This is a genomic window from Paenibacillus sp. EZ-K15, from assembly GCF_002573715.1.
Lineage (GTDB): Bacteria > Bacillota > Bacilli > Paenibacillales > Paenibacillaceae > Paenibacillus_AQ.
The window spans coordinates 163682-187773 of sequence record NZ_PDHM01000028.1; the positions used below are offsets into that span (position 1 = coordinate 163682).

Here is a 24092-nt window from a genome sequence, read left to right on the forward strand (position 1 = left end):
CTAGGGTTGTAATATCGCGGTTGCAATCTGCAGGGCTTCCTTCCCGGTGCCGATCTTGTACCCAGAAGCCGCATAACGGATTTGATCCTGACGATCCAGGACGAACAGATGAGGATAACCGGCTTCATGGGCTGCAGGATTCGGGATGAAACCCGACAAGGAAGCATAACTGGAATCCCGTACAAAAATGGTGCGGGCCGGCAGCTTCGGATAGCTTGCCGGATCAAAGGAAGCTGTCCATTCCGCATCCCCGATCACCAGCACAATCGGCAAGTCCAGCTTATCCAGCGGCTCGGCCAACTCGCTGAGCTCGCGGAGCAGATGCTTGGTCGGCTCCCGCTCCGGTTCGATCCAGGCAGCGATAGCGCCCTCGGTTCCCAGAAGATCCTTAAGAACGACTTCCGTTCCGTCTAATCGGGTAAGCGTACTGCCTGGCGCCAGTTTGCCCAGCACCGGAATGTCGACCGACGTCTCACGATAGGTCAGCGCCACGCGCGCGGTGTCTCCGGCACGCACGGTAAAGTATGTGAAGCGTACTCTTACTGTTCCATCTTTCAACCGGATGCCCGATGTCAGGCGGTACGAACCCGGTTCAACCTCATACGGCTCGTCGTAAACATCGGTGCTGCCATAAGGATACACCAGCGTTTTGTATACGCCGTCTTCCAAGCGGGCGAAGGTAAAGTTCTCGGCATAGGATGCGGCCGGGGTATCCTGCGAGCCTTTGGAATCCCTGAGAAGTTGCAGCATCCCCCAACTTGAGCTCTCTTGATTCCGAGAGGAGTCCTGACGGAACACCGCATCTTCCCAGCCTCCCTCATTTAAGTACTGCGGCTTCTGCTCGCTAGGATGCAGTCGGGCGGGAATCCCCAGACTGCGGCATACAGCCACAAACAGAATGTCCAGCGACTGCTCGTCTCCCTTCATGAGACTGTACGTACCTGCCGGATTTCCCTTACCCTTCAGGTTGGGAAGGTCCTCAGCATAGGCATAGCCCTGCTTTAAACGCTCGGCAAGTGCAGAAGGATCCTTTCTGAATGCCGTAGTTTCCGCAGCCGTAAAGGCCTCACCGAATAGACATCGATACGGAACCAGCATTTCATAAGAAACCCGCGGGCACAGGATGTACTTCACGAAGGTATCCTCATCCCACTGTCCACGCTGCGAGAGCGCACCCATCAGATGATCATCCAGCGTTTGCCGGAAGGTATCAATCAAATCCTTTTCGTTAAGCGATTCCAGCAGCCGCAGCGGCCACTCGCCGTAATCGCCAGAATGCCCCTCCAAGAACGCTGCGATTTCCTTGCTGTTTCCTCTGGCTTTTTGAAGGACGTCCCACACCCGCTCCGGAGGCAGTCCTGATGACTGGGCCAGTGCCAATGCCTCTTCTTCGCTCAGGAATGTCCCCTCATATTCGGTCCGGACCTTCGTTCCTTCCTCCAGACGGCGGTTATGAGCCTGGGTCTTCTCTTCGGATAACGCCGGCGCGGCGTCCCCTTCTCCTTCCGGTGGAGGAACCATATCGAAATCTACGATCCCTGACGACTGTTCGGATGAATCAAGCACAAGCTCGATATGTTCGCCGTCTTGGGCCTTAAACAGAACTTCACTCCACTTGCCGCCGCTGACCGCACGAACCAAGAGGTCGCCATAACCGGTCTTAAAGGAAGCCTCTCCTTGCTCATCAGTCTTGATTTCGGCAATCGGATAAAATTCAGCCATATTATACAGCTCAAATCGAACGCTTGCGCCGGATACGGGCGCTCCCTGCCGATCCTTCACACTCACGTAGAGAATGCGAGCCGGTGCATAGTTCTCCAACAAATTAATCTCTGTAAAACCCTTCTCATTGAGGGTAATATCCTCCGGTCCAGGATAATCGGCAAAAATTCGTGTATTGATCAGCATCGCTCTGCGGGCTGGCGGACTGAACCAGCCTTGATTCAGGCGGGCTTCCGGTTCGCATGCCCCGATGTAATACCACTGGCCGTCCGCCCATGCTTCCACCCAGGCATGGTTGCTGTCGCAATGCGCCCAGCGCGGCGTATAGACCTGACGTGCGGGGATGCCAATGCTTCGAAGAGCGGCCACCGCCAGCGTGGACTCCTCGCCGCAGCGTCCGCGTGCGTTCCGAATCATCGTCAGCGGCGAAATCGTCCGCAGATCGCTGCCGATGTAGGTCGCCTTCTCATGACACCAATAATTGGTCTCCAGAATGGCCTCCGCCATCGATAGCTTCGCTGTCCGTTCAGCCAATTCGTTGTAGAGAATACCGCGGAAATCCTCAATATTCTCCGTATTGACCCGGTAAGGAAGCACAAAATGCAGAAACAAATGATCCGGCACACGCTCGCCCCAAGGCACGCGTTTACGGATGTCCAGGGCTTGACGCACATGATTCAAGAACAATTCTCCATCATAATCGGCCATGTCGTTTACGGGCATGTAGGCAAACAAATATTTCAGGGCCCACGTCTCTTCTTCAGTCAGTTCCTGCTCCAAAACATATAACAGCTTATCTTTTCGCGCTTCCGCAAAGATGATCTTCTCCTGAAACTTTTGCTCGATCCGCTCCCGTGTCTGCGAATCCAGCGAGAACATCGCGGTTTGGCTGGTCATCCTAGCGTTCACTCCCTCCATAGCTTTCCGTCTTCCCGAATGCAGATTAGAGCCGTGCCGTCCGATGAAGGCGCGCTAATCTGGAACAGGCTGCGAGTCGTTTCAATCACAGGCTGGATGCTCCAAGCATCCTCGCCCATGAGCTGCTTCGTGTCCTGCGTAAATTCACCATGGGCTTCATAGTAATTACGCTGCCGGTAATAGAGTCTGCGCAGCTCCCATTTGATCCGTTCGTCTTCCGGAAGCGTAAATGGCTGTTGCTCCTCGCCATCGGCGAACACAACGTAACCCCACAGCTCCGGGTAATGCATATTGATGATGCCCATAGGCGACCATACCCAATTGTCCTCCGGATAAGGCTTGCCTGTCTCCGGATTCAGCACCTTACGGTACTCGCCGTCTTGTACCTCGGTCTGCCATTCCACGCGCGAGAAGTTGACTCGCCAGAACTCACCCGGCGCAGGGCGGCGGCCACCTTCGGCACATTCCTTGAGACTGGTCCAAGGAATCGCCACCTCCACGCTCCATTTCCGGTTGTCGGCGCCAGGACGGTTCAGCTCCCCATCGATAAATACCGCTGTCTTAAGACCGCTGATATCCCAGCCGTTGACCGGAGGTCCGCCATCTCGGTACGGTTTCACGAGCAGCAAGTCCCACACCGTGTTCAAGGCATTGATTTCGAATTCATAATATTGATGGCTGTCTCCGTCCGGATCAATGAATATTTCAAAGTCATTATCATAGAAAATAACCGAATCGCGTTCCGTCAATGTCGCCCATATCTGATCCTCGATCAGCTCGGCGGCAAAATAAAAATAATCGTCGTCCCACAGCATTTTAGCCCGGGTCCGTTTCCCCGGCTTCGGACGAAGATCCCCTTCGATATCAACGAAATCGTCGGTCCACTCCGCCGCATCCCAGAATGCCTTATCCACGCGGCCATCCAGCACGAGCGGCTGCCCCGCACGCTTGCATAAATAATGCTTAGGAGCATACTCAATCCTCGGCTCCGGCACTCCACTTCTGTTCATGTCATTCTCTCCGCTTCATGAGGGAGGCTAAGCACTGATCAAGCGCGTCCGTCCCCGTGATGGTTAGTTATGCGTGACAACAGCTCCCGAGCCGCCGTACATCTCCAGCTCCTCGTCAAACTCCAGCTTAAGAACCGTCACCTGTTCATGCGCGTCTTCAGGAGTCATCTTGATCCACGTCGTCCCCGGGATGTTGAACCAAGGCACGCCCCCATGAATCTCGTGCGTAAGCTCCTTGCCCGAATGCAGCACGGTAATTTTCTTGATCGGGTTGCACAGCCCCTTAATGCACACATTCTCTTTCGGAGCGTCATAAACAAACAGGTACAGTGTCTTTCTGTCCTCGGAAATCGTGCTTCCCCCCAGATAATAGCGGGTCATAATGCCCTCACCCGTTCCGAATACAGCTTCCTCATGGGTACGGATCCACGCACCCAGCCCAAGTAAGATGTCCTCCTGCCTTGGATCGATGGTGCCGTCTTCGCGCGGACCGATATCCAGCAGCATATTGCCGCCCATCGAGATGCAGTCGCAGAACATCCGAATGATCTGGTTCAAGGATTTGTATTTATGATCGGTCGGCACGTAGCCCCACGAGCTGTTGATCGTTGTGCAGAATTCCCAAGGTCCCTCCGGTCTCGTGATCGGAATGCCCTGCTCCGGCGTTTTATAATCACCGTGGCCCTGCAGCCGTGAGTTGATGATGATATCCGGATTGAAGGATTGCAGGTAATGCTTGAACTCCGGCAGATTCCACTGCTCGGCGCTGCGTTCCCAATCGCCATCGAACCACAGCAGATCCACTTTCCCGTAATTCGTCAGGATCTCCCGCAGCTGGTTGTTATTAAACTCCAAAAATTTCTGCCATTTCTCCTGATCCTGAACACCGTCCACGGGACTGGTGTGCGGGTTGACGCTGCTGAGATCCTCCGGCACCTTGCCTCCTTCGAACACGCTCGGATAATCCGGATGCGACCAATCAATCAGAGAGAAGTACATGCCCAGGTGAATCCCCTTCTCCCTGATCGCTTCGGCATACTCCCGCACGATGTCTCGATTGGCCGGTGTCCGCTTGACCACGTTGAGATCGCTGTACTGCGTATCCCACAGCGCAACGCCATCATGGTGCTTTGTTGTCAGCACGGCATACCGGGCACCGGATTTCTCGATCAAATCCGCCCATTTCTCCGCATTGAATTTCGATGCCGTAAAACCGTCTAGCTGCTTCATGTAGTCGTCGTAAGTGATCCTCCCATTGTAGAAGGACCAGGATTCCGAGACTCCGTCCACGGCATAAATGCCATAGTGAATGAAGATGCCCAGCTTGGCTTCTTCGAACCATTTCTGCATATTTGTCCACACCTCTTCTTGAAGTCCTTGTAAGTGAAAAATACGTTTATGAGGTTGTTCAAAAAGTCCGCTTTTGATCACGAAGCGAATCAGGAAGCAATTCGGCATCGAATCTTGAATTCAGCCGGGCCTAAGCAGATGCTTCCGAAGTATGTTTCCTGCGGAAACATTTCAGGTGCTCACGTACCCAAAACAGCAGATGCTTTCGAAGGCGTTTTCTGCGAAAACGTGTAGCTCCGCTCTTGACGTCCCTAGCTTCATCTAACCTAAAGCGTTTTGAAAAAACGCACTTCGGAAGCATAAGCTTCGGTGCTGAAAATCGACCTTTTTGAACACGCACTTTATATAACCCGCCTCTTAACGAAACCGCAACACATGCGCAATCGGGGCCGTCCCCTGACGCTCCTGGTCCGGAAGACGGACCGCAACGCCTTCGTCCGTGCGACGATAATCCAGCGCCTCCTGACCCCCGACCAGATCAATGCGACTAAACGCCGTCTGAATCGGAATGTGCAGCTCCTCAGGGACGGCTTCTTGCTCATTTCGATACAGATAGATGGCATAGGTCGTATCGTCCTTTTGGGTAAACTGGACCGCGCCTGAAGAATACGGCTCGCAGACACGCGTGCCATAGATCGCCTCTCCATAGACTTTCAGCCATGCCCCCATGCCCTTCATTAGTGAAATAGCCGTCTCGGGCAGCCTACCGTCCGGCTGCGGACCCACATTGAGCGCTAGATTTCCGCCTTTGGCCACGATCTCGACCAGCAGATGAATGAGCTGACGCACCGTTTTATAACGATCCTCGTAGCGGAAAGAGAAGGATGTTCCCATCGTGATACAGCTCTCCCAAGGCACATGCAGGGCACGCTCAGGGAGGGTCTGCTCCGGCGTAATCAGATTCTCATAAGGCCCGCCGACCGTGCGGTCCGCCGAGAGGAGCCATGGCTGAATCTCACGCGCCTTCTCTACCACTTCACCCAGTCGGATATTCTGGTCCCGGTAATCGTTCACCCAGCCTGCATCCAGCCACAGCACATCAATGCGGCCGTAACGGGTCATCAGCTCCATGATCTGCTCATGGGTAAACTGGACAAACTGTTCCCACAGCCACGGGTATTTCTTCGGATCATAGCTAGGACCGCGTGACGTAAAGCTTCCAGCCTCCATTCCCGGCGCCCAGTAGTATGGCGTATGCCAGTCAGCCTTCGAGAAATAAGCGGAGATGCCGAGCCCTTTGGCACGAAATGCCTCGAACAGCTCCTTCGTGATATCGGCGTGTTTATGCATATGGAACGGACATTCCGGACCCGTGACACGGTAGTCGGTCGTATGCGTGTCCCACATGCAGAACCCGTCATGATGCTTGGTTGTAAAGTTCAAATACTTGAAGCCGTTATCGGCTGCCAGGTCAGCCCACAGATCAGGCTGAAAGCGAAGCGGGTTGAAGGTCTTGTTCAGATCAAAATACTGCCGCTTAAGCTCCTCCGCATTGATATCCCAGTCAATGCCGTCACGTGACCAATCCGCGTCTTTATCGCTCAGTGCCCATGATTCGACAAGACCCAACTGGGAATACGGTCCCCAATGCATCATCAGGCCCAGCTTCTGGTCCTTGAACCATTCCAGGCGCTCCAAGAGCAGCGGATCCTCCGGCTTGACCCATTTATCCTCACTGCTGAAATTGTGCACGCCCTGCTCCACTACTGCTTGCTCTTCCTCTACCAGCTTGTTCTCCGACATGGTGTACCTCCAATAGTCATTTGTTGATAACGATAGGTTTGAAGACCGTCGGAACAGGCTTGCCTGCCCCTTAAAAACAATAGCCAACCCCCGGTCATGGATCGACCGGGATACGTTGGCTCTTTGTTTTTCATCTATGCATCTGATTATTGCTCGGCGTTCCAGCGATCGTATGCCCCTTGATAAAGCTCAACGAGACGGTCGCTGCCCATTTTCTTGACTTGTGCAACGTATTTATCCCAATTTTCAAGCGGCTCTTGGCCTGTTACGAATTTCGCTTCCATCTGTTTCACATACGTTTCCAAATCGGACAACAGCGAAGTTGCCTCGCTCTGCTCTTCATTCGTCAAATAGACGTTAGGGAATGGCGATTTGCCGATCGGCACCAGCTTCTCTTGATTCTGTTGATCGATCCACTCATCAAATTCAGTGCGAAGGCCTTTGGCAACTTCCGGATCATTGACGCCAGGTGTCAAAACACCGTAGTTCGGCGTGATTTTACCGCGATACTCCTCACGATCTCCGCCGCCTGGAACCGGGAGCCATTCTTTCACGCGGTTTGCCTCATCCTTGAATTTCCACAACGTGCCTTCAGGCCCTTGGTTAAACAACGTGGCGCCTTCATAGCTGTACAGATAATCGATCCAGCGCATGGTTGCTTCCGGAGACGGGTTGCTGCTCGAAATGGCGAATGTGCCTCTTGCCGACATACCAGGGTGCATGCCGTATACAGGAGAATCTGCGATTTCACTCTTCACCGGCGTCATGAGCGGATGCTCGCTGCTAGGTTCGCCACCGAGCGTGAAGTACGCATGGTAGTCGTTAAACAGAGCCAGCTGATTGTTTTCTCCCTTGGCTTTTTTCTGATCGCCTGTTTGCGAGAAAGTTTCATGATCCAGCAGTTCTTCCTTCCACAGACGGTTCATGAACGTCAGATAGCCTTTGTAGCCTTCTTCCTGGTAAGGATAGTGCACTTTTCCGTCCTTGTCGGAATAAATGCCTTCGTTGTACATTCCCCAGAAGCCGAAGAAGTACATGCGCAGGTCATCCAGCTTGACCGAAGTCAGTGGAATCTCGTCTTTCTTTCCATTTCCGTTAGGATCTTCTTCCTTGGCGCGTTTCAAGAATGTATATAGTTCCTCTGTTGTCTTAGGTTCGGACACATTGAGCGCTTTTAAGAACTTGCCGTTATACCACATCGGGCCTCTGTACCATACGGCGGCCTTGTCGACGAATGGCAGGGCATAGATATGTCCGTCCGGTGTCGTAAAGGACTTGCGGACATCCGGGTTCTCATCAAATATCTTTTTGATGTTCGGTGCATAACCCTCGTCAATGTACTTCTCCAACGGAATGAGGATTCCTTGGGTACCATAGGTCACCTGCTCAGCCGGCTTCAGGTCGGCCGCGTAAAACATATCGGGCAAATCACCGCTGGCGAACACCAGATTCTTTTTCGTTTCAAAGCTGTCAATCGGAGAAAGCTGATATTCCAGCTTGATGCCTGACAATTTCTCCATCTCTTGTAGTACGGGCATCGTATTCCAATCGGCTACACCAGCATCCTGTGACATGACCGTCAGCGTGATCGGCTCATCCACAATCGGGAAACCTTCCTTTTTTACCCCTTCCGTACTGGCCGTCCCGGACGGTGCCGTAGCAGCGCCGTCTCCTTTGGGTGAACCACAGGCTGCAAGCATTGTTGCTGAGAGGGTGAGGCAGAGTAAAATGGATGATGCCTTGCGAAGCTTTTTCATGACAACAACTCCCCTTTTTTGGTGTGGATTTTATGGTTTAAGATCAGCCCTTAACGGAACCAATCATAACACCCTGCACAAAGTAACGTTGAAGGAACGGGTAAACCGCAATAACCGGAAGTGTCGCAACGATAATGACCGCATATTTGACCAGTGCGGCAATTTCCGCTTTGGAATTCATCGCTGCTGCGGATGAAGCGTCTATCGCCCCGCCGCCCTGTGCCGCCATCTCCTGAAGGACCAGGATTTGACGAAGGAAGAGCTGAAGCGGGTACTTCGCGGCATCATTCAGATAAATCATGGCACTGAAATAGCTGTTCCAGTGGCCGACTCCGTAGAAGAGCGCCATGACGGCAATAATCGGCATCGAGAGCGGCAGTACGATTTTGATGAATAACCGGAAGTTCGTACAGCCATCGATATGGGCAGCTTCCTGAAGCTCCTTCGGAATGGTCGATTGGAAGAACGTCCGGGACACAATAATATTCCATATGGACGCAGCTCCCGGCAGAATAAGAGCCCACATGCTGTTGACCATGCCAAGATCCTTAACGAGCAGGTAACTCGGAATCAGTCCCCCGCCAAAAAACATCGTAACCAGAAACACCGCCATAAAAAATCCTCTGCCCACAAAATCAGAACGGCTGAGCGCATAGGCTGCAGGCAGCGTGACAATCAGATTCACGATCGTACCGATCACTGTATAAATAATCGTGTTCTTGTAGCCAATCCAAATGTTGGCGTTCTCAAACACTCGGGCATATCCATCAAAAGTTATCCCTTTCGGAATCAACCACATTTCACCTGAGCTTACGTACTTCGGATCACTGATGGAGGCACTGACAATGTACAGCAGCGGGTACAGTACGATGACAAGCGCAATCGTCAGATAGATGTAGTTGCATAGCAGGAATAATTTATCCCCTTTGCTTTCCCTTACCGTGGATGACATATGTTATTCCCCCTTCTACCACAGGCTGTTTTCGCTGGTGCGACGAGCGATTTGGTTCACCGCAATCAGCAGAATCGCATTAATGACCGAATTGAACAATCCGACGGCGGTAGAGAAGCTGTACTGTGCGTCAACCAGACCGGAACGATAAACAAATGTCGAGATGACATCGGAAGAGCTCATATTCAGCGGGTTCTGCAGCAGCAGGATTTTCTCGAATCCGACGCCCAAAATGCTGCCCATGTTCAGGATCAACAGGATGGTAATCGTTGGTATAATCGCCGGGATGTTGATGTGCAGAATCCGTTTGAACCGGCTTGCTCCGTCCACGACAGCTGCTTCATGCAGCTGAGGATCGACACCCGACAAGGCTGCGAGATATATAATGGTACCCCAGCCTGCACTCTGCCAGACGCCGGACAGCACATACACCGTCTTGAACCATGCAGGGTCCGTCAGGAATTGAGGCGCCTGAAAGCCAAGCATTTCCACAAAGTTAACAATCATGCCGGACGAAGGCGACAAGAAGGTAATGATCATACCGGACATGACAACGACCGAAATAAAATGCGGTGCATACGTGACGGTCTGTACGGTACGTTTAAAGAACGAATCCTTCACTTCATTGAAGGCCAGTGCCAGAATGATGGGCAGCGGAAACCCGATAGCCAGCTCATACAAGCTGATGCTCAAGGTATTCCAGAGCAAATCCCAGAAGTAATAAGAGTTAAAGAAGCGTTCGAAGTGGTCGAATCCGACCCACGGGCTTCCCGTTATTCCCAACGTCGGGATGAAGTTTTTGAAGGCGATTTGGATCCCGTACATCGGGCCATAATGGAAAATGACAAAATACAGAAATGCCGGAGCTATAAACAAATACAACTCCCAGTTTCGAATCATCCTCCTCCATAATGTATTTTTCTTACGATTCGGCATCGTGTTAACCGATAAGCTTTGCGACAGGGCGGATTGACCATCTTGCTGCATAGGTTGCCCCCTCCTTTTCTAATGAAAGTCCGGCCATTTTTTTCGGAAAAGCACCCCTGTTCAATGTATAAGAAAGAGCCTTCCTGACCACTCCTCAGCGTGCGGCTTTCGCCCGCTTTAGAAATGTTAACGCTTACATCCCAAGTGTATGGACCGCGGCACCATCCGTAAATATGTCATTTTCAATGGTCTAATGAAAACGGCTTCATGCATTGGTATGACGGGCTTTTTACGCCCCTCCCACGCTTGTCATTGTCGTTTTCAGGCAAGAAAACATGTGGTTTTTGACCCCTTCCCCTCCGGTAAATTGTCATTCTGGCCAATGGGATGAGCCTTGACAGATGTCATATCTGACCGTAAGTTGGAAAAATAAACCGTAAAAGCAAAACTGACATATTCTAAAAGAAATGAGGTATTACGCATGTTGCCATCCTCCTGGATTTTAGCCGGCTACGCAGGGCGCAAGGTCTTATCCACGATCACGACCGAAGATGCCAAGCAGCTCACTCACTTGAACATCGCTTTCGCCCATATCCAACAAGACAAGATTACGTATACCGATACGAACACCATCCACGAGATCCAACGCCTGAAAGCCGTCAATCCCCAGTTAACCGTTCTGCTGTCCGTTGGCGGTTGGGGCTCGGGCGGTTTCTCGGAAGCTGCAGCCACGCCCGAAGGAAGACAAACCGTGTGCGAATCGGCGATCAAGCTGCTGCAAGAGTTTCCATTCGACGGCATTGACCTGGACTGGGAGTATCCATGCTACTCGATAGCCGGAACGAAGGCATCGCCAAGTGACAAGGAGAACTTCACGCTGCTGCTGAAGGAGCTCCGGGAAACACTGGATCAGTACGGGCGGGGCAAGAAGCACTATCTGCTCACGATCGCGGCCGGAGCCGATCAATATTATATCGATGGCACCGAGATCCATAACATCCACCCCTATCTCGACTTCATTCAGCTGATGACGTACGACATGCGCGGCGGATTCCAGACGATGACGGGCCATCACACCAACTTGTACACCTCCACCGGCGATCTGTTCCGAATCAGTGTCGATGCTTCCGTCCGCCTGTTCACCCTAGCCGGTGTGCCGCGCGAAAAAATCGTGATCGGCGCCGCATTCTACTCCAGGAAGTGGAAGGATGTGCCGGATGTGAACAACGGCTACCTCCAGGTCGCTCCATCTTCCGGCGGTTACGGTCCGACCTATACCCAGCTCGCAGCCGAGTATTTTAACAATCCTTCATATAAGCGGTACTGGGACGACGAAGCCAAAGCGCCATATTTATTCGACGGCACCAGCTTCATCACTTACGATGACGCTGAATCCCTGACTCATAAATGCAAATACATACAGGAGCAGGGGCTGGCAGGCATCATGTTCTGGGAATACAGCTGTGATGCGACACACAGCTTGCTGAATGCGATGTACAAAGCATTCCACTCCTAAGCGAAGCGGGAACTTGCCTGAGCCGTAACAGCCTCACTCCCCTTCAGCGTGTCTTTATTTCGCTATTCGTTCCGGACTCATTCCTTATGGTGAAGGAGTCCTTTTTCACTGCTCACGCAAAAAAAGAGGCTGACGACAGATAAAATGTAATGTTTTCTGCCATATTGTTAACTTCCGATTGTTGCGCTGCAATGGCTTGGCTTTATTCTAGGAGTTCCTTCCGAACTCCGTAAATATGTCGTTTTTATCTTTAACTATAGAGCATACAAAGCCTCATAAACACTGGAAATTTCATACTGTATATGTTGATCTTGCACCTTACATGAGGTTTACAATTCACTGACAATCTTGGGATTTGCACAGAAAAAAGCCATTCCTGAACACGGAACGGCTTTTTTCATCTAGGAGAGAATCGATATCTCTCTTTATTTATGTCATTTATATGTCATTAAATGTAACTCATCTAGCTGTGTTTCGGTCGTCATTCGTAACATCACCAAAGAAGCGGATCGAGTACAATGCACACAGACCGACAATCGTATAGATAATGCGGGACCCTGCGGAGCTCTGTCCTCCAAATAATGCAGCTACCAGGTCGTATTGAAACAGGCCGACCAAAAGCCAGTTAATGCCTCCAATAATCAATAACAGCAAAGCAATTGTATTAAATGTTCTCATCGCTTAACCCCCCTTACGTCCGATTTTCACATCATTCGTTACATGGTTTGTTATTCTAAGGATTTTAGTATCTATTTTTAACCATTTACGGCGTTTATAATCATGCCCGAACAAAAAAAACATCCCTTAATACCGGGATGTTCTTGCACCGAGATCCTTCTCTTCCTTTAGACTCCCTTAGGGAAACCGCGTTTATGATGCAGAAGCTCGAGAAATACCTCAACGGCCTTGGTATGATAAGGTGTCTTCTGCGTAATCCATGAGAACTGCCGGGCCACCGGCTTGCCGTTCGGTAGCAGCATATGCAGCGTTCCGAGTTGAACCTCCTTGCGTACCGCCCATCGCGACAACAGCGTGACGCCAAGGCCTGCCTCCACGGATTCCTTGATCAGCTGGGTGCTTCCAAACTCCACGATATGCTGAGGGTGAATATGATACCGTGAGAACATCCGCTCCGTTGCCGCGCGGGTGCCTGATCCAGCTTCTCTGACAATCCAGGTCTCATCCGCAAGTTCGGAGAGCGATAGCTCTTGCAGATGGTCATACCGACCGTCCCGGGGAACCATCACCACCATCTCATCCTCGGCAAAGGCCTCGATATGCAGCTTCTCATCCTGATAATCCCCCTCCACGATGCCGATATCCGCCTCATGGCGCAGTATCATCTCCGCCACCTCCGTGGTGTTCCCGATCATAATCGATGGGCGGATCAAGGGATAATGTTCCCTCATATAAGCGATCAAATGCGGCAGCATATATTCCCCAAAGGTGTAGCTGGAGCCAATGGACAAATTGCCGCTTGCCCGATGCATCAAATCGTCCACAAGCGTGTTCATACGGGTGTACAGACCCAGAATGTCCCTCGCATGGTGATACACGATCTCTCCGGCTTTCGTCAGCCGGACATATTTATTGGTTCTCTCCAGCAGCTTGGTGCCAACAGACCGCTCGAGCGATTGGATATATTGGCTTACCGCGGGCTGTGTCATCAGCAGTTCCTCGGCCGCACGGGTAAAATTCCCCTTCTCTACCACCGTAACGAATACCTCTAATGTTGGATCCACGCTTTGGGCCTCCTTTCGTTTGCAATATCCACGAATGGTTATGAGTTATATTATCATAACTTATCACTTATGATGATCATCATAATGATTTATTTTTCTTATCCAGTGGAATGAGATACGATGGGTTCAGACCAACCGAACGAATCGGAGGTTACATCTTATGACAGAGCCAGCTTATTCCAAATCACAAGAACACGTCCATCGCCTGGTTCGATGGACACAGCATACGCTGCCCGCCGCCGCAGGCGGCATTGCCTTTACCTTTGTCATCGCCCTCATCGGTTACGTATTAGCAAGCGTGCCGGGTCTTGGCTACCTTGGCCAGCTCGCCTGGGCAATTCTCATCGCCGCGATATACCGGCAGTTGCGCGGTTACCCGGAGAGACTGCGCATTGGAATCCAATTCACGGCCAAGCGGCTGCTGCGTGTAGCGATCATACTATATGGCTTAAAGCTGAATATCGGCATCGTGTTCCAGCAAGGCCTCGGTTTAATGATGAGGGATGTCATCAGCGTTGTATTTGCCATTGCGCTTACCCTGCTGATTGCCAAATGGCTGAGGGCCGATATGTCCCTATCCCTCCTGCTCGGCATTGGAACCGGCGTATGCGGTGCGGCGGCCATTGCTGCCGTGTCCCCGATTCTCAAGGCGAAGGAGAAGGACACCGCGCTTGGAGCAGGGCTTATCGCCTTTCTTGGAACTATCGTAGCTATCGGATACACCCTCGTCCAGCCGCTGCTTCCTTTAACAGACACTCAGTACGGCGTGTGGTCTGGCGTAAGTCTTCATGAAATCGCCCATGTGGCACTGGCAGCTGCTCCGGCAGGTGAGGACGCCCTTGCGATTAGTCTGCTTGCCAAGCTTGGACGCGTATTTTTGCTTGTACCACTCAGTATCGCACTCATGGTCTGGATGAAGCGCACCGGGCGTTTACAGAGTCAAACACGGATGGAGTTTCCCTGGTTCCTGCTGGGCTTCATGGCAGCGAGTGTACTGGGAAGCTGGGAATTTACCGGACAACCGATCATTCCCCTGCCAATCAAGGATTGGATTTCTCAGGCAGCCTCCTTCATTCTTGCCATGGCCATGGTGGGACTTGGCCTGAATGTCCACTTGAAGGATATACGCGGTGCCTGGCGGCCGCTGCTGGCCATGTCCATCACCACCGTGCTGCTGATCCTGCTTACTTATGCTATGGCATAAGTAAGCGGAAGGCAGCCAGTGTGCACAAAACGGAAAACCATCCCCTGCGACAGATTCCCGGCAGAGGATGGTTTTTTCGTGGTGAGAATAGACCCATGCTCCATTCCTATCCTCTAACGTTGGATTCAAGTCATTTTAGGATTGCTCCAATACGCCCCCCGTCTTTTTCCTTCCATTTTAGGGTAAAACTAAATGTAGGCGGTCCGCCCATTCCAGGTGGAAGGTTTAGCTCCCCTGCTTTCTTGGGTATTTGAGCTTAGTATGCAGTATTCATGCAGAGCTATCATGATAGAGGAGATGGATGTATGCAACGAAATCATACGATTATGCAATTCTTCGAATGGCATGTTGCTGCCGATGGCTCGCACTGGAACCGACTCAAGGACGCAGCCCCGGAGCTGAGCAAGGCAGGGATCGATGCGGTATGGATTCCTCCGGTGACGAAGGCATCGTCCGCTGAGGACAATGGTTATGGCGTATACGACCTGTATGATCTGGGAGAGTTCGATCAGAAGGGAACGGTTCGCACGAAGTATGGAACCAAACAGGAATTGATCGATGCCATCGCGGCCTGCCACAAGAACGGGATTGCCGTCTATGTGGATCTGGTCATGAACCATAAGGCGGGCGCAGATGAAACCGAGCGGTTTCGGGTTGTGCAGGTCGACGAGATGGATCGGACCAAGGATATATCCAAGCCATTCGAGATTGAAGGCTGGACCAAATTCACCTTCCCTGGCCGAGGGGATCAATACTCCTCGTTTCGATGGAATTTCACGCATTTTAACGGTACCGATTACGATGATATCAGCAAACGTTCAGGCATTTACCGGATCGTCGGCGAGAATAAGTCATGGAGCGATAACGTTGACAATGAATTCGGCAATTACGACTACCTGATGTTTGCCAACATTGATTACAGTCATCCGGATGTACGCAAGGAAATGGTGGCATGGGGCAAGTGGCTGGTGGATACGCTGCAATGCAGCGGTTTCCGGCTGGATGCGATCAAGCATATTAACCATGACTTCATTAAAGAATTTGCCACCGCCATGAAGAAAAAGCGTGGAGATGATTTTTACATCGTGGGCGAGTTCTGGAATCCCGAGCTTCAAGACTGCCGAAACTTTCTGGATACGGTGGATTACAGGATCGATCTGTTTGACGTGTCTCTTCACTATAAACTCCAAGCGGCTTCCAAAGCTGGCCGTTCCTTTGACCTGCGGACGATCTTCGACGATACGCTTGTGCAATCGCACCCGATGAATGCCGTCACGTTTGTGGACAACCACGACTCACAGCCGCAGGAATCACTGGAATCCTGGGTGGAGGATTGGTTCAAGCAGAGCGCTTATGCGTTAATCCTGCTGCGAAAGGACGGTTATCCTTCCGTCTTCTATGGCGATTATTACGGAATCGGCGGCGAGAAGCCCATTCCCGGCAAAAGGGAAGCGATTGACCCGCTGCTCTATGCCAGAGCGAATCGGGCGTATGGCGAGCAGGATGACTATTTTGACCATCCGAATACGATAGGCTGGGTTCGCCGCGGTATCCAGGAAATGGAGTTCTCCGGCTGCGCGGTGGTCATCGCCAATGGCGAAGCCGGGGATAAGCGGATGTTTGTCGGCGAGCATCGAGCCGGAGAGGTATGGGTGGATCTGACCCGCACCCGGAAGGATCGCATAACGATCGGCAAGGATGGTTTCGCTCTTTTTCCGGTGAACGGCGGCAGTGTATCCGTCTGGGCTCACCCGGATATTCCCGTAGAAGCGTAAACGGCAGCATTTTACATGAACAAAAAAGACCGGAAGGATCGGTTTCGCCAGGCACTCCTAATGTGTAGGAAAACACCTGGCGCAAGCCTCATCCTTCCGGTTTTTCGCGTTAACGGCCACGCATCGATCAGCCCTTAACCTGAAAACGACGGCGCAGGCCTTCGCCTAACAGGTTGAACGTGATGATTAGCAGCATCATCGCAAATGCGGGATAGACAACGAATTGGAACTTTCCTAACCATATATCCGCTCGATTCTTGGACAGAATCGTCGCCCAGTTGTACCCGGTCTCCACGAATTCCATGACATAATAATTAACTTCCTTCCACTCATGACCAAGAAAGATGTTCACGATCGCGAGTTGACCAAGCAGCAGCATGACCTTCCCCATATCCAAACAGAAGTTGACGATCACCTCGGGGAACATGACCGGAATATAATAATTCTTGGTCAATGTCCTCGTGCGAAGTCCTAACGCGGTTCCGGCCTCCATGTAAGGCTCGCTTGCCATTTTGTGGGCCTGCTGCTGGATCGTTATCGCAACCCGTCCAGCTTCAACGCTGGCCAGAATCAGTATGGCCCAGCCCATCCGCTGCTGGGAGAAGAGAAAGAACGGAAGCGCAAGCAGCAGGGCCGAGGCGAAGACCGGCGGCAAATAGGAGCACAGCTGGTTCCAGAAGGTAATGAACCGGTGGGTGAAGCCTTTTTTCTTACGAGCAATCAATCCCAGGGGCACACCTATCGCATATCGAACAGCCGTAATCCCCAGCACAAGCAGAATCGTATCCTTGGCGGTCACAACCAGTTTGCTCAGGTTATCGACCCCCTTCTTATCCGATCCCAGCCAGTTCTTCGAAGAAGGCTTAAAGGGCGGAAGCGTCAGCTTCTGCTTCCCGTCTTTCATCACCCATCTGGAGGTTTCCTGTTTCAACTCTTTATCGATAAAGGGCATGTACGGCCCCGCCAGCATAACAAAAACAAAGAATGCGAGCAGCGTGCCGCCAATCCATAAAGGGACATTCTTCAAGTCGACTCACCTCATTTCTTATCGTGGATCAAAGTACTTGCGTGCTAATTGACTGATCCATTGAACGATCATGAACAGCACCATGAAAGAAAACGTGATATAAATAATGACCCCCGGCTCATAATTGGACCCGGTGCCGCTGAACGTGTTGAAGTCCAGCGCCTGAAACAGTCTCCATGCCGCTCCCGGATAGTTGCGATAATATTCCACGACGAGCAGGTTGGACAATATGAAGACGAGCAGGCCCGGAAGATGGGTCAGGATGGTCGCGATGCCGTTGCGCAGCATATGTTTGTATACGACCTTCCGGTCACTAAGCCCCTTGGCTTTAGCCAGCAGTATGTATAACTTTCCCTCCTGTGCAAGCAGAGAAGCCGAAGTGATTCGAGCAATGAAGAAAATCGGGTAAATCGACACGAGTAGCGAAGGCAGCACGAAGGCTTCCCAGCCATCAACCGCAAAATAGCGGACAGCCGGAACATACTTAATGAGCACCCACTGGGCGATCAGCATCAGAAAAAAATCCGGAATGGATTGGAACAGCCAGGTGGTCCAGTGTCCCAGCACATTGAATTTGGTCTTGGACAATTTGTAGTCAAGGACTCCCTTCAGAATGCCGAACACGAATCCAATGATTAAAGCGGATACAATAACGAGCAGGCTTTTACCGACGGCTCCAAAAGCGGCGGCTTCCGAAGACTGGCCGGTATACTGCGATTCCCCCAGCGTCCCGTTCTGAATGGCATTTGCAAAATAATCGCGAATATACGTAACATACTCACCCAGATCAAAGGAATAATTCGTCACCCACAAATTGCTGTCCAGCGACAGATTCAAATCCCTCGGAACCAGGACAATGAGGACGATGAACATAAAAGCGAGCAGGCTGGTTACCGTCGTTTTGAGCATTTGTGTTTTTAATCTCATAAAGTCCTCCCACACATAGTTTCAGCAGTACCTCTTGTTTCATCTGCTTAAATACTTATTCTACTACTACCATATATCTCCTAAATTAGTCCAGATGAAAATACAAAATTTTACTCTCTATATTTCCGCATCATGTATTGCATTCCAGCTTTTGTCATGCATATAGCATATAATTGCCGCTGCCGTTTCTAGCAAATTGCAATCCCTGGCGAAAGAATATACTCTGATTGTATATACATCTCATTGGAGGAGGTTCTACGGCGATGTCAATCTATGAATATGAAGTAAAAACGATACGCGGCGAGTCCCAAACGCTCAAATCTTATGAAGGCGACGTCATGCTCATTGTCAATACAGCGACCAAATGTGGCTTTGCCCCTCAATTCGACGGTCTGGAGAAGCTGCACCAAACCTACCGCGATCAAGGATTGGCCGTTCTCGGTTTCCCCAGCAGTCAGTTCATGAATCAAGAGCTGGAGGAGGACTCCGCGATCGAGGAGGCCTGCAAGCTCAATCATGGCGTCACCTTCCGGTTATTCTCCAAGATTGATGTGAATGGCACGAACGCTCATCCGCTCTACCGGCATCTGACGAGCGAAGCTCCCGGCACACTCGGCATTAAAGCGATTAAATGGAACTTCACCAAGTTTCTTGTGGACCGCAGCGGCAAGGTGGTCAAGCGCTTTGCGCCAACCGATACTCCGGAGAAAATTGAAGAGGATATCAAGAAGCTATTATAAAAGCAAGGAAACACACATCCCCATATCCATTTCGGCTTAAAAAAGGGCTTGCCCGAGGTCCATCGACCTTGGGCAAGCCCTTCACGTCATGCGGTCTGGCATCGTCAATGCTTTACCATTGCATCCTTTGTATGCTGGCTGTTCTGTCAGCTCCCTATTCGGGAGAGCCGACTGTACGATCTTTATACCGTGTGCGGCAGCTCGCGCACCCAAACGGCCATTTCATTCTCGCCACGGTTGCCCCATAAATAGTACGGAATGGCCTTTAATGCCGCAGGAAGCCTCTTTTTCGGAGAGGAACGATACAGTTCATCGCCCCAATCATCAGACTCCTCAAGCCATCCATCCCCTTCAATGACAACGGCTCCGCCGAGAAGATCCGGATCGAATCGGGAATGAAGCTTCGGATCGCCTGCGAGCGACAGTGAGGATACCGGCGCTCCATGATCGACGCTTTCCAGGCAGTATACTAGCGGCCCGCGCTGAATCGCGGCCTTGCCGGCATTCCCCCGTATATTGGGATTAGCTCTTACTTGATGGATCTCCATCGAGAATGCCAGCTCCACCGTGTCCCCCGGTGCCCACACTCTCTTCACGTAGGCATAGCCGTCTTCGGTAATATCCTCCACGACCATCTCTTGCCCGTTCACCCGCATAACGGCTTTGCCGCGCGACCAGTCCGGAATGCGGAGAGCGACGGTCCACTCGGCTGCCTGCTCAGGTTGAATCGTAAGCATAACATTCCCGTCCCACGGCAGCGCGCTGGTCTGGGTTACCTTCACCGGCACGTCCCCGAACCGGACCTCAGCTTCGCCGCCGATGTACAGATGGGTATACAGCGTGTCGTCATTCATCGTATACACGTATTCACCCAGCGACGACAGAAATCTCGCCACGTTCGGCGGGCAACAAGCGCAGGCGAACCATCCCGGCCGAACCGGCTTCACATGGAATTTGCCCGGATTATGGCGGCAGGCCGTAGGCCATACCTCAAGCGGATTCACATAGAAGAAATGCCGCCCGTCCTGAGCCATGCTGCCAATGACCGTGTTGAACAGCGCACGCTCCATTACGTCCGCATACTCCGATTTGGGTGACATCTGCAGCATGCGCTGGGCAAAAAAGATCAGCCCAATGGATGCGCAGGTCTCCGAGTATACGGTATCGTTCGGCAGGTCATAGTCCGTGGTAAACGCCTCGCCGTGATGAGTGGAACCGATTCCGCCGGTAATGTACATCTGTTTACGGACCATGTTATGCCACAAATTAACGCAAGCCTCAAGCAGAGCAGGGTCTTTCGTTCTGGCGGCTAAATCCGCCATCGCCGTATACATGTAAACGGCACGGACCGAATGCCCGACCGCCTCCTTCTGTTCCCTGACCGGCAGGTGGCTCTGATGATAAGCCAAATGCGGCGGATGCAGTACCGAGGGGTAGAATGACTTCTTCCCTCGCTGTTCCCACTCCTGAAGGAAGAAATGGGGTTCAGTCCCGCGCTCATCTATGAAATACTGACTCAGACTCAAATATCTCGGCTCCTGGGTCACCTCGTACAATTTGACCAGTGCCAGCTCAATCTCCTGATGGCCGTCGAACCCATGGATTTTGCCATCCTCGGGTCCAAAAACGGTATCGATATAATCCGCCAAGCGGCACACCACATCCAGCAGCTTCCGCTTGCCCGTCGCCCGGTAATGCGCAACTCCGGCTTCAATCATATGGCCGGCGCAGTACAGCTCATGGCAATCCGTCAGATTGGTCCAGCGCTTCCCCGGCTCCTTCACCGTAAAGTACGTATTCAGATAACCATCCGGCTGCTGGGCAGCGGCCACAAGATCGATCAGTTCATCCACCTGCTCCTCCAGCTTCGGATCCGGATGAATGGCAAGCGAATAAGCCGCAGCCTCAAGCCATTTGGCGACATCGCTGTCCTGAAACACCATGCCGCCGTATTCACCCTCGTCCCTGCCGGCAGCAACTCGAAAATTGGACACGCCATAACTCGGTTCCACGCCCGGAATTCGATCATGGAGGGCTTCATATTGGTATGGGATCACCACTTCCCTTACCAGCTCTATGTAACGGGACCAGAAAGGATCCGTAAGTTTCACTTGCTTAAGGGGGACGGCGGCTGAACGCGAAGTAAGAGTTATCATCTTGGATATACACTCCTTTTGGGATTCGATAGGATAAAGCCTCGACACTTCCCATTCTACGTTCTATGATGGGATGAAACGATAACAAAATCGACCTAATTTCTTATACGATTTCACACTTCCCTGGAGGTGTTACCATGACGGAACAGAGTGTGCTTTCCTTTCCTTCGCCGCCGCTCCCCTACTTCCTTGAATCCGGAAAAACACATTATATGCCGGGCGAGTCGCATCCCAACCGGAGAAACCTTGGCGTTTTCGATCTCATCCTGGTTCAATGCGGCTGCTTGTTCCTGGGCGAGGAGGATATGCAGTGGGCGCTTGGCCCAGGGGACTCCGTTGTATTATTGCCGGATGCATACCATTACGCCGTGCAGGGGTGCCAGGAGGAAACCTCCTTTTATTGGCTGCATTTTCAGTCCGCGGCATCGAGCGCAGCCGACGATGATTCGATCTCACACAACATAAAGCTGCCGAGGCATGGCCCTATCCCTTATCCGGAGCAAGCCTATCAACTGTTCGATTCCCTGCACCTGCTGGCAACGGAACCGAGGTCCACGGCATTTTGGCGGGAACAAACGCTGTTTATCGAACTGCTGGAGCTGCTGGACCCGTCGAGATCGGATCAGGAGCAATCACGGGTACGCAAAATCGCGGAGCAGGTAGAGTCCTATATCAAAATGCATTACCGTGAGCCCATCAGCAACGCACGTTTATCGTCCGACCTGCATTTCCACTACAATTACCTGACGCGCTGCATGAAAGAATCGCACGGTGTGACGCCAACGGAATACCTGCTGCAATACCGCCTGGACCAGGCGAAGCGGCTGCTGTTAACCACCCAGTGGTCGATGGCGCGTATTGCGGAGCATGTGGGGTTTCAATACCCGCCTTATTTCTCCCGCCGCTTCTCGGCACGTTTCGGCCTATCGCCGCTGCAATTCCGAAAGCAGTATACGGAGTAAGAAGCGAAGATGGGGCCAGCTTCGAAACACCCTACACTCTGCCATTCGGTTGGCAATGGGGATCGGCGGGGTCTTGATCGCGGAGCAACGAGTTGGCGATGCATTGTCAGCAGCAAAAAGAGACGGACCCCTCCAGGGCCCGTCTCTAATGAATCGATTGCGTAATATTACGCTTCATTCGGCAGATTAAGCTGCCATGATACGCCGAACTTGTCCGCGATCCAGCCGAACTTTTGGCTAAATCCATAGTTGTCCAGCGGCATCATCGCAACTCCGCCATCAATTAATGCCCCGTACACCTTCTCGATCTCCGCTTCCGATTCGCAAGTCAGATAGATGGAGAAGGAAGGCGTGAACGTGAAATCATGCTTCACATTGCTGTCGATGCACATGAACGTTTGCCCCTTCAACGAAAAGGTGGCATGCATGACGCTTCCCTCGGCTCCCGGCTGATTGGGGCCATAACGGACGATGCTGGTTATTTCGGAATCCTCGATAATGGAAATGTAATGGTTCATGGCTTCTTCGGCATTACCCTGAAACATTAAAAATGGGGTTGCACTCTTCATTGACAATACACTCTCCCTTGTTCATCTGATTAGGATGGGTAGTTAATATTTCCTGTCTCGAGCAGTTGCTTCAAGCCCTCAAACATATAACCCCATCCATGTTCGGTTTGGGTATGATACTCCGTGAGCGCCTTCTCGATATCCTCTGCGGTCCAATCTTCCTCGTGAGGGACAACGATCTCTTGAGTGAATGTCATTTCGCATCCTGCGTCCACGGCTTTGAACTCAACCGTTATTTGGTCCACTGTTTCGCTGAACTGGGGCATCCTGAAGGTAAGCACCAGCTTGTGAGGCCGGTCGATTACAAGATACTCCCCAATGGCCCGGTACTCCTTGCCTTCCCGAACGTCAACAATCTCCCAGGTTCCGCCCACGCGAGGATCATTACGGGCGATCTTGTTCGTCGTTTCCATCGTAAACAACCATTTGCGCATCATGTCGGGGTTTAACCAGGCATCAAACACTCGTTCCGGCGCTACCTCAAACAAGCGTTTCATGACCAGTGTAGTTGTAGAGGCTTTCTCCAATGTAAATCATCCTTCTCTTATTAAAAGTGGTATTCCGTCTGTTTCCCCTAGTTCTCATCGTTGTCCAGGATGTTCAGCCGTATTCCTGTTAATGCTCCTCCTTCTTCGCTTTGTTCAGCTCACGTTCCAATGCATCAAATTGCCGGGTCCAGAATCGTTCGTAGAATTGCAGCCATTCCATCGCCCTGGACATGACGCCCGGATTGAGACGACAGGTATGTGTCCGCCCCTGAATGGATCGATCCAGCAGGCCGGAGCGCTCCAGCACCTTAATATGCTTGGAGGCTGCCGCAAGCGACATGTCAAACGGCTCGGCCAGCTCGGATACGGTCCGCTCCTGCGCCGCGATCATACGCACCATCTCTCTTCGGGTCGGGTCAGCCAGTGCGTGGAAGATGTGATCCAGTTGTTCTTCGTTATTTTGTTCAACCATGTGGTTAACTATAATAGATGAATCCCGAAAAATCAACCAATTGGTTGAATATAGGGCAACAAAAAAAGCAAAGCCCTCCACTTAAAGGGTCTGGCCACGATAATTCTTTTACTCGATCCTGCCCCGGCGGCACTT

20 protein-coding genes are annotated in these 24092 nt (G+C 51.8%); 5 read left to right on the forward strand and 15 right to left on the reverse strand.

All coding sequences use genetic code 11. The features are described from left to right. From CRG97_RS31055 to CRG97_RS31090, 7 genes are all read right to left on the reverse strand, one after another. Positions 1 to 2619 (reverse strand): transglutaminase domain-containing protein, encoded by a 2619-nt coding sequence (locus CRG97_RS31055; RefSeq protein WP_098749339.1) that lies wholly within the window; start codon positions 2617 to 2619, stop codon positions 1 to 3. A gap of 8 nt (positions 2620 to 2627) precedes the next feature. Beyond that, positions 2628 to 3650: a carbohydrate-binding family 9-like protein gene (locus CRG97_RS31060; protein WP_098749340.1), complete on the reverse strand. Its 1023-nt coding sequence runs from the start codon at positions 3648 to 3650 to the stop codon at positions 2628 to 2630. Between the two features lie 63 nt (positions 3651 to 3713). Next, positions 3714 to 5000, reverse strand: coding sequence for an alpha-L-fucosidase (locus CRG97_RS31065; RefSeq protein WP_098749341.1), 1287 nt, complete (start codon positions 4998 to 5000; stop codon positions 3714 to 3716). Positions 5001 to 5357: 357 nt separating this feature from the next. After that, on the reverse strand, positions 5358 to 6743 hold the full coding sequence (locus CRG97_RS31075) for an alpha-L-fucosidase (protein WP_098749343.1): 1386 nt from the start codon (positions 6741 to 6743) through the stop codon (positions 5358 to 5360). Positions 6744 to 6889: 146 nt separating this feature from the next. Then, entirely contained in the window at positions 6890 to 8500 is a 1611-nt protein-coding gene (locus CRG97_RS31080) for an extracellular solute-binding protein (RefSeq protein WP_098749344.1), read from the reverse strand. A 43-nt stretch (positions 8501 to 8543) separates the two neighbouring features. Next, positions 8544 to 9452, reverse strand: a complete 909-nt coding sequence (locus CRG97_RS31085; RefSeq protein WP_098749345.1) for a carbohydrate ABC transporter permease — start codon at positions 9450 to 9452, stop codon at positions 8544 to 8546. Positions 9453 to 9467: 15 nt separating this feature from the next. Then, positions 9468 to 10439 carry an ABC transporter permease gene (locus CRG97_RS31090; RefSeq protein ID WP_076323853.1) on the reverse strand — a complete coding sequence of 324 codons (972 nt, stop codon included), beginning with the start codon at positions 10437 to 10439 and terminating at the stop codon, positions 9468 to 9470. 421 nt (positions 10440 to 10860) lie between these two features. Between CRG97_RS31090 and CRG97_RS31095 the strand changes: the two genes are divergently transcribed. Then, entirely contained in the window at positions 10861 to 11895 is a 1035-nt protein-coding gene (locus CRG97_RS31095) for a glycoside hydrolase family 18 protein (protein WP_098749346.1), read from the forward strand. 459 nt (positions 11896 to 12354) lie between these two features. Here CRG97_RS31095 and CRG97_RS31100 read toward each other — a convergent pair whose 3' ends face one another. Beyond that, positions 12355 to 12573: a DUF378 domain-containing protein gene (locus CRG97_RS31100; RefSeq protein WP_076323850.1), complete on the reverse strand. Its 219-nt coding sequence runs from the start codon at positions 12571 to 12573 to the stop codon at positions 12355 to 12357. Between the two features lie 167 nt (positions 12574 to 12740). Continuing rightward, positions 12741 to 13637, reverse strand: a complete 897-nt coding sequence (locus CRG97_RS31105; protein ID WP_098749347.1) for a LysR family transcriptional regulator — start codon at positions 13635 to 13637, stop codon at positions 12741 to 12743. A 160-nt stretch (positions 13638 to 13797) separates the two neighbouring features. On the opposite strand from CRG97_RS31105, the gene CRG97_RS31110 reads away from it, so the two are divergent. Together CRG97_RS31110 and CRG97_RS31115 are read left to right on the forward strand one after the other, a co-directional pair. Continuing rightward, entirely contained in the window at positions 13798 to 14841 is a 1044-nt protein-coding gene (locus tag CRG97_RS31110; protein ID WP_098749348.1) for a YeiH family protein, read from the forward strand. A 305-nt stretch (positions 14842 to 15146) separates the two neighbouring features. Next, positions 15147 to 16616, forward strand: coding sequence for an alpha-amylase (locus tag CRG97_RS31115; RefSeq protein WP_098749349.1), 1470 nt, complete (start codon positions 15147 to 15149; stop codon positions 16614 to 16616). 127 nt (positions 16617 to 16743) lie between these two features. Here CRG97_RS31115 and CRG97_RS31120 read toward each other — a convergent pair whose 3' ends face one another. Together CRG97_RS31120 and CRG97_RS31125 are read right to left on the reverse strand one after the other, a co-directional pair. Beyond that, positions 16744 to 17643: an ABC transporter permease subunit gene (locus CRG97_RS31120; RefSeq protein WP_098749350.1), complete on the reverse strand. Its 900-nt coding sequence runs from the start codon at positions 17641 to 17643 to the stop codon at positions 16744 to 16746. Between the two features lie 18 nt (positions 17644 to 17661). Beyond that, entirely contained in the window at positions 17662 to 18570 is a 909-nt protein-coding gene (locus tag CRG97_RS31125; protein ID WP_098749351.1) for an ABC transporter permease subunit, read from the reverse strand. Between the two features lie 263 nt (positions 18571 to 18833). Between CRG97_RS31125 and CRG97_RS31130 the strand changes: the two genes are divergently transcribed. After that, the gene (locus CRG97_RS31130) at positions 18834 to 19310 is read left to right on the forward strand and encodes a glutathione peroxidase (protein ID WP_098749352.1); all 477 of its coding nucleotides are present in this window, start codon (positions 18834 to 18836) and stop codon (positions 19308 to 19310) included. A 182-nt stretch (positions 19311 to 19492) separates the two neighbouring features. Here the strand turns inward: CRG97_RS31130 and CRG97_RS31135 are convergent, their stop codons facing one another. Then, complete coding sequence (locus CRG97_RS31135) at positions 19493 to 21466, reverse strand: glycoside hydrolase family 127 protein (protein WP_098749353.1); 1974 nt, start codon at positions 21464 to 21466, stop codon at positions 19493 to 19495. 137 nt (positions 21467 to 21603) lie between these two features. On the opposite strand from CRG97_RS31135, the gene CRG97_RS31140 reads away from it, so the two are divergent. Beyond that, positions 21604 to 22428: a helix-turn-helix domain-containing protein gene (locus CRG97_RS31140; protein ID WP_098749354.1), complete on the forward strand. Its 825-nt coding sequence runs from the start codon at positions 21604 to 21606 to the stop codon at positions 22426 to 22428. Between the two features lie 167 nt (positions 22429 to 22595). Here CRG97_RS31140 and CRG97_RS31145 read toward each other — a convergent pair whose 3' ends face one another. The 3 genes from CRG97_RS31145 to CRG97_RS31155 all read right to left on the reverse strand — a co-directional run bounded on the left by CRG97_RS31145 (position 22596) and on the right by CRG97_RS31155 (position 23957). Continuing rightward, positions 22596 to 22997 (reverse strand): VOC family protein, encoded by a 402-nt coding sequence (locus tag CRG97_RS31145; protein ID WP_098749355.1) that lies wholly within the window; start codon positions 22995 to 22997, stop codon positions 22596 to 22598. 29 nt (positions 22998 to 23026) lie between these two features. Next, positions 23027 to 23524, reverse strand: coding sequence for an SRPBCC family protein (locus CRG97_RS31150; protein WP_098749356.1), 498 nt, complete (start codon positions 23522 to 23524; stop codon positions 23027 to 23029). A gap of 88 nt (positions 23525 to 23612) precedes the next feature. After that, the gene (locus CRG97_RS31155; protein ID WP_098749621.1) at positions 23613 to 23957 is read right to left on the reverse strand and encodes an ArsR/SmtB family transcription factor; all 345 of its coding nucleotides are present in this window, start codon (positions 23955 to 23957) and stop codon (positions 23613 to 23615) included. Positions 23958 to 24092 lie beyond the last annotated feature (135 nt).

Coding starts and splice junctions, on each gene's coding strand:
- CRG97_RS31055 (WP_098749339.1), bottom strand. CDS start 2,619: ATGACCAGCCAAACCGCGATGTTCTCGCTGGATTCGCAGACACGGGAG.
- CRG97_RS31060 (WP_098749340.1), bottom strand. CDS start 3,650: ATGAACAGAAGTGGAGTGCCGGAGCCGAGGATTGAGTATGCTCCTAAG.
- CRG97_RS31065 (WP_098749341.1), bottom strand. CDS start 5,000: ATGCAGAAATGGTTCGAAGAAGCCAAGCTGGGCATCTTCATTCACTAT.
- CRG97_RS31075 (WP_098749343.1), bottom strand. CDS start 6,743: ATGTCGGAGAACAAGCTGGTAGAGGAAGAGCAAGCAGTAGTGGAGCAG.
- CRG97_RS31080 (WP_098749344.1), bottom strand. CDS start 8,500: ATGAAAAAGCTTCGCAAGGCATCATCCATTTTACTCTGCCTCACCCTC.
- CRG97_RS31085 (WP_098749345.1), bottom strand. CDS start 9,452: ATGTCATCCACGGTAAGGGAAAGCAAAGGGGATAAATTATTCCTGCTA.
- CRG97_RS31090 (WP_076323853.1), bottom strand. CDS start 10,439: ATGCAGCAAGATGGTCAATCCGCCCTGTCGCAAAGCTTATCGGTTAAC.
- CRG97_RS31095 (WP_098749346.1), top strand. CDS start 10,861: ATGTTGCCATCCTCCTGGATTTTAGCCGGCTACGCAGGGCGCAAGGTC.
- CRG97_RS31100 (WP_076323850.1), bottom strand. CDS start 12,573: ATGAGAACATTTAATACAATTGCTTTGCTGTTATTGATTATTGGAGGC.
- CRG97_RS31110 (WP_098749348.1), top strand. CDS start 13,798: ATGACAGAGCCAGCTTATTCCAAATCACAAGAACACGTCCATCGCCTG.
- CRG97_RS31115 (WP_098749349.1), top strand. CDS start 15,147: ATGCAACGAAATCATACGATTATGCAATTCTTCGAATGGCATGTTGCT.
- CRG97_RS31125 (WP_098749351.1), bottom strand. CDS start 18,570: ATGAGATTAAAAACACAAATGCTCAAAACGACGGTAACCAGCCTGCTC.
- CRG97_RS31130 (WP_098749352.1), top strand. CDS start 18,834: ATGTCAATCTATGAATATGAAGTAAAAACGATACGCGGCGAGTCCCAA.
- CRG97_RS31135 (WP_098749353.1), bottom strand. CDS start 21,466: ATGATAACTCTTACTTCGCGTTCAGCCGCCGTCCCCCTTAAGCAAGTG.
- CRG97_RS31140 (WP_098749354.1), top strand. CDS start 21,604: ATGACGGAACAGAGTGTGCTTTCCTTTCCTTCGCCGCCGCTCCCCTAC.
- CRG97_RS31145 (WP_098749355.1), bottom strand. CDS start 22,997: ATGAAGAGTGCAACCCCATTTTTAATGTTTCAGGGTAATGCCGAAGAA.
- CRG97_RS31155 (WP_098749621.1), bottom strand. CDS start 23,957: ATGGTTGAACAAAATAACGAAGAACAACTGGATCACATCTTCCACGCA.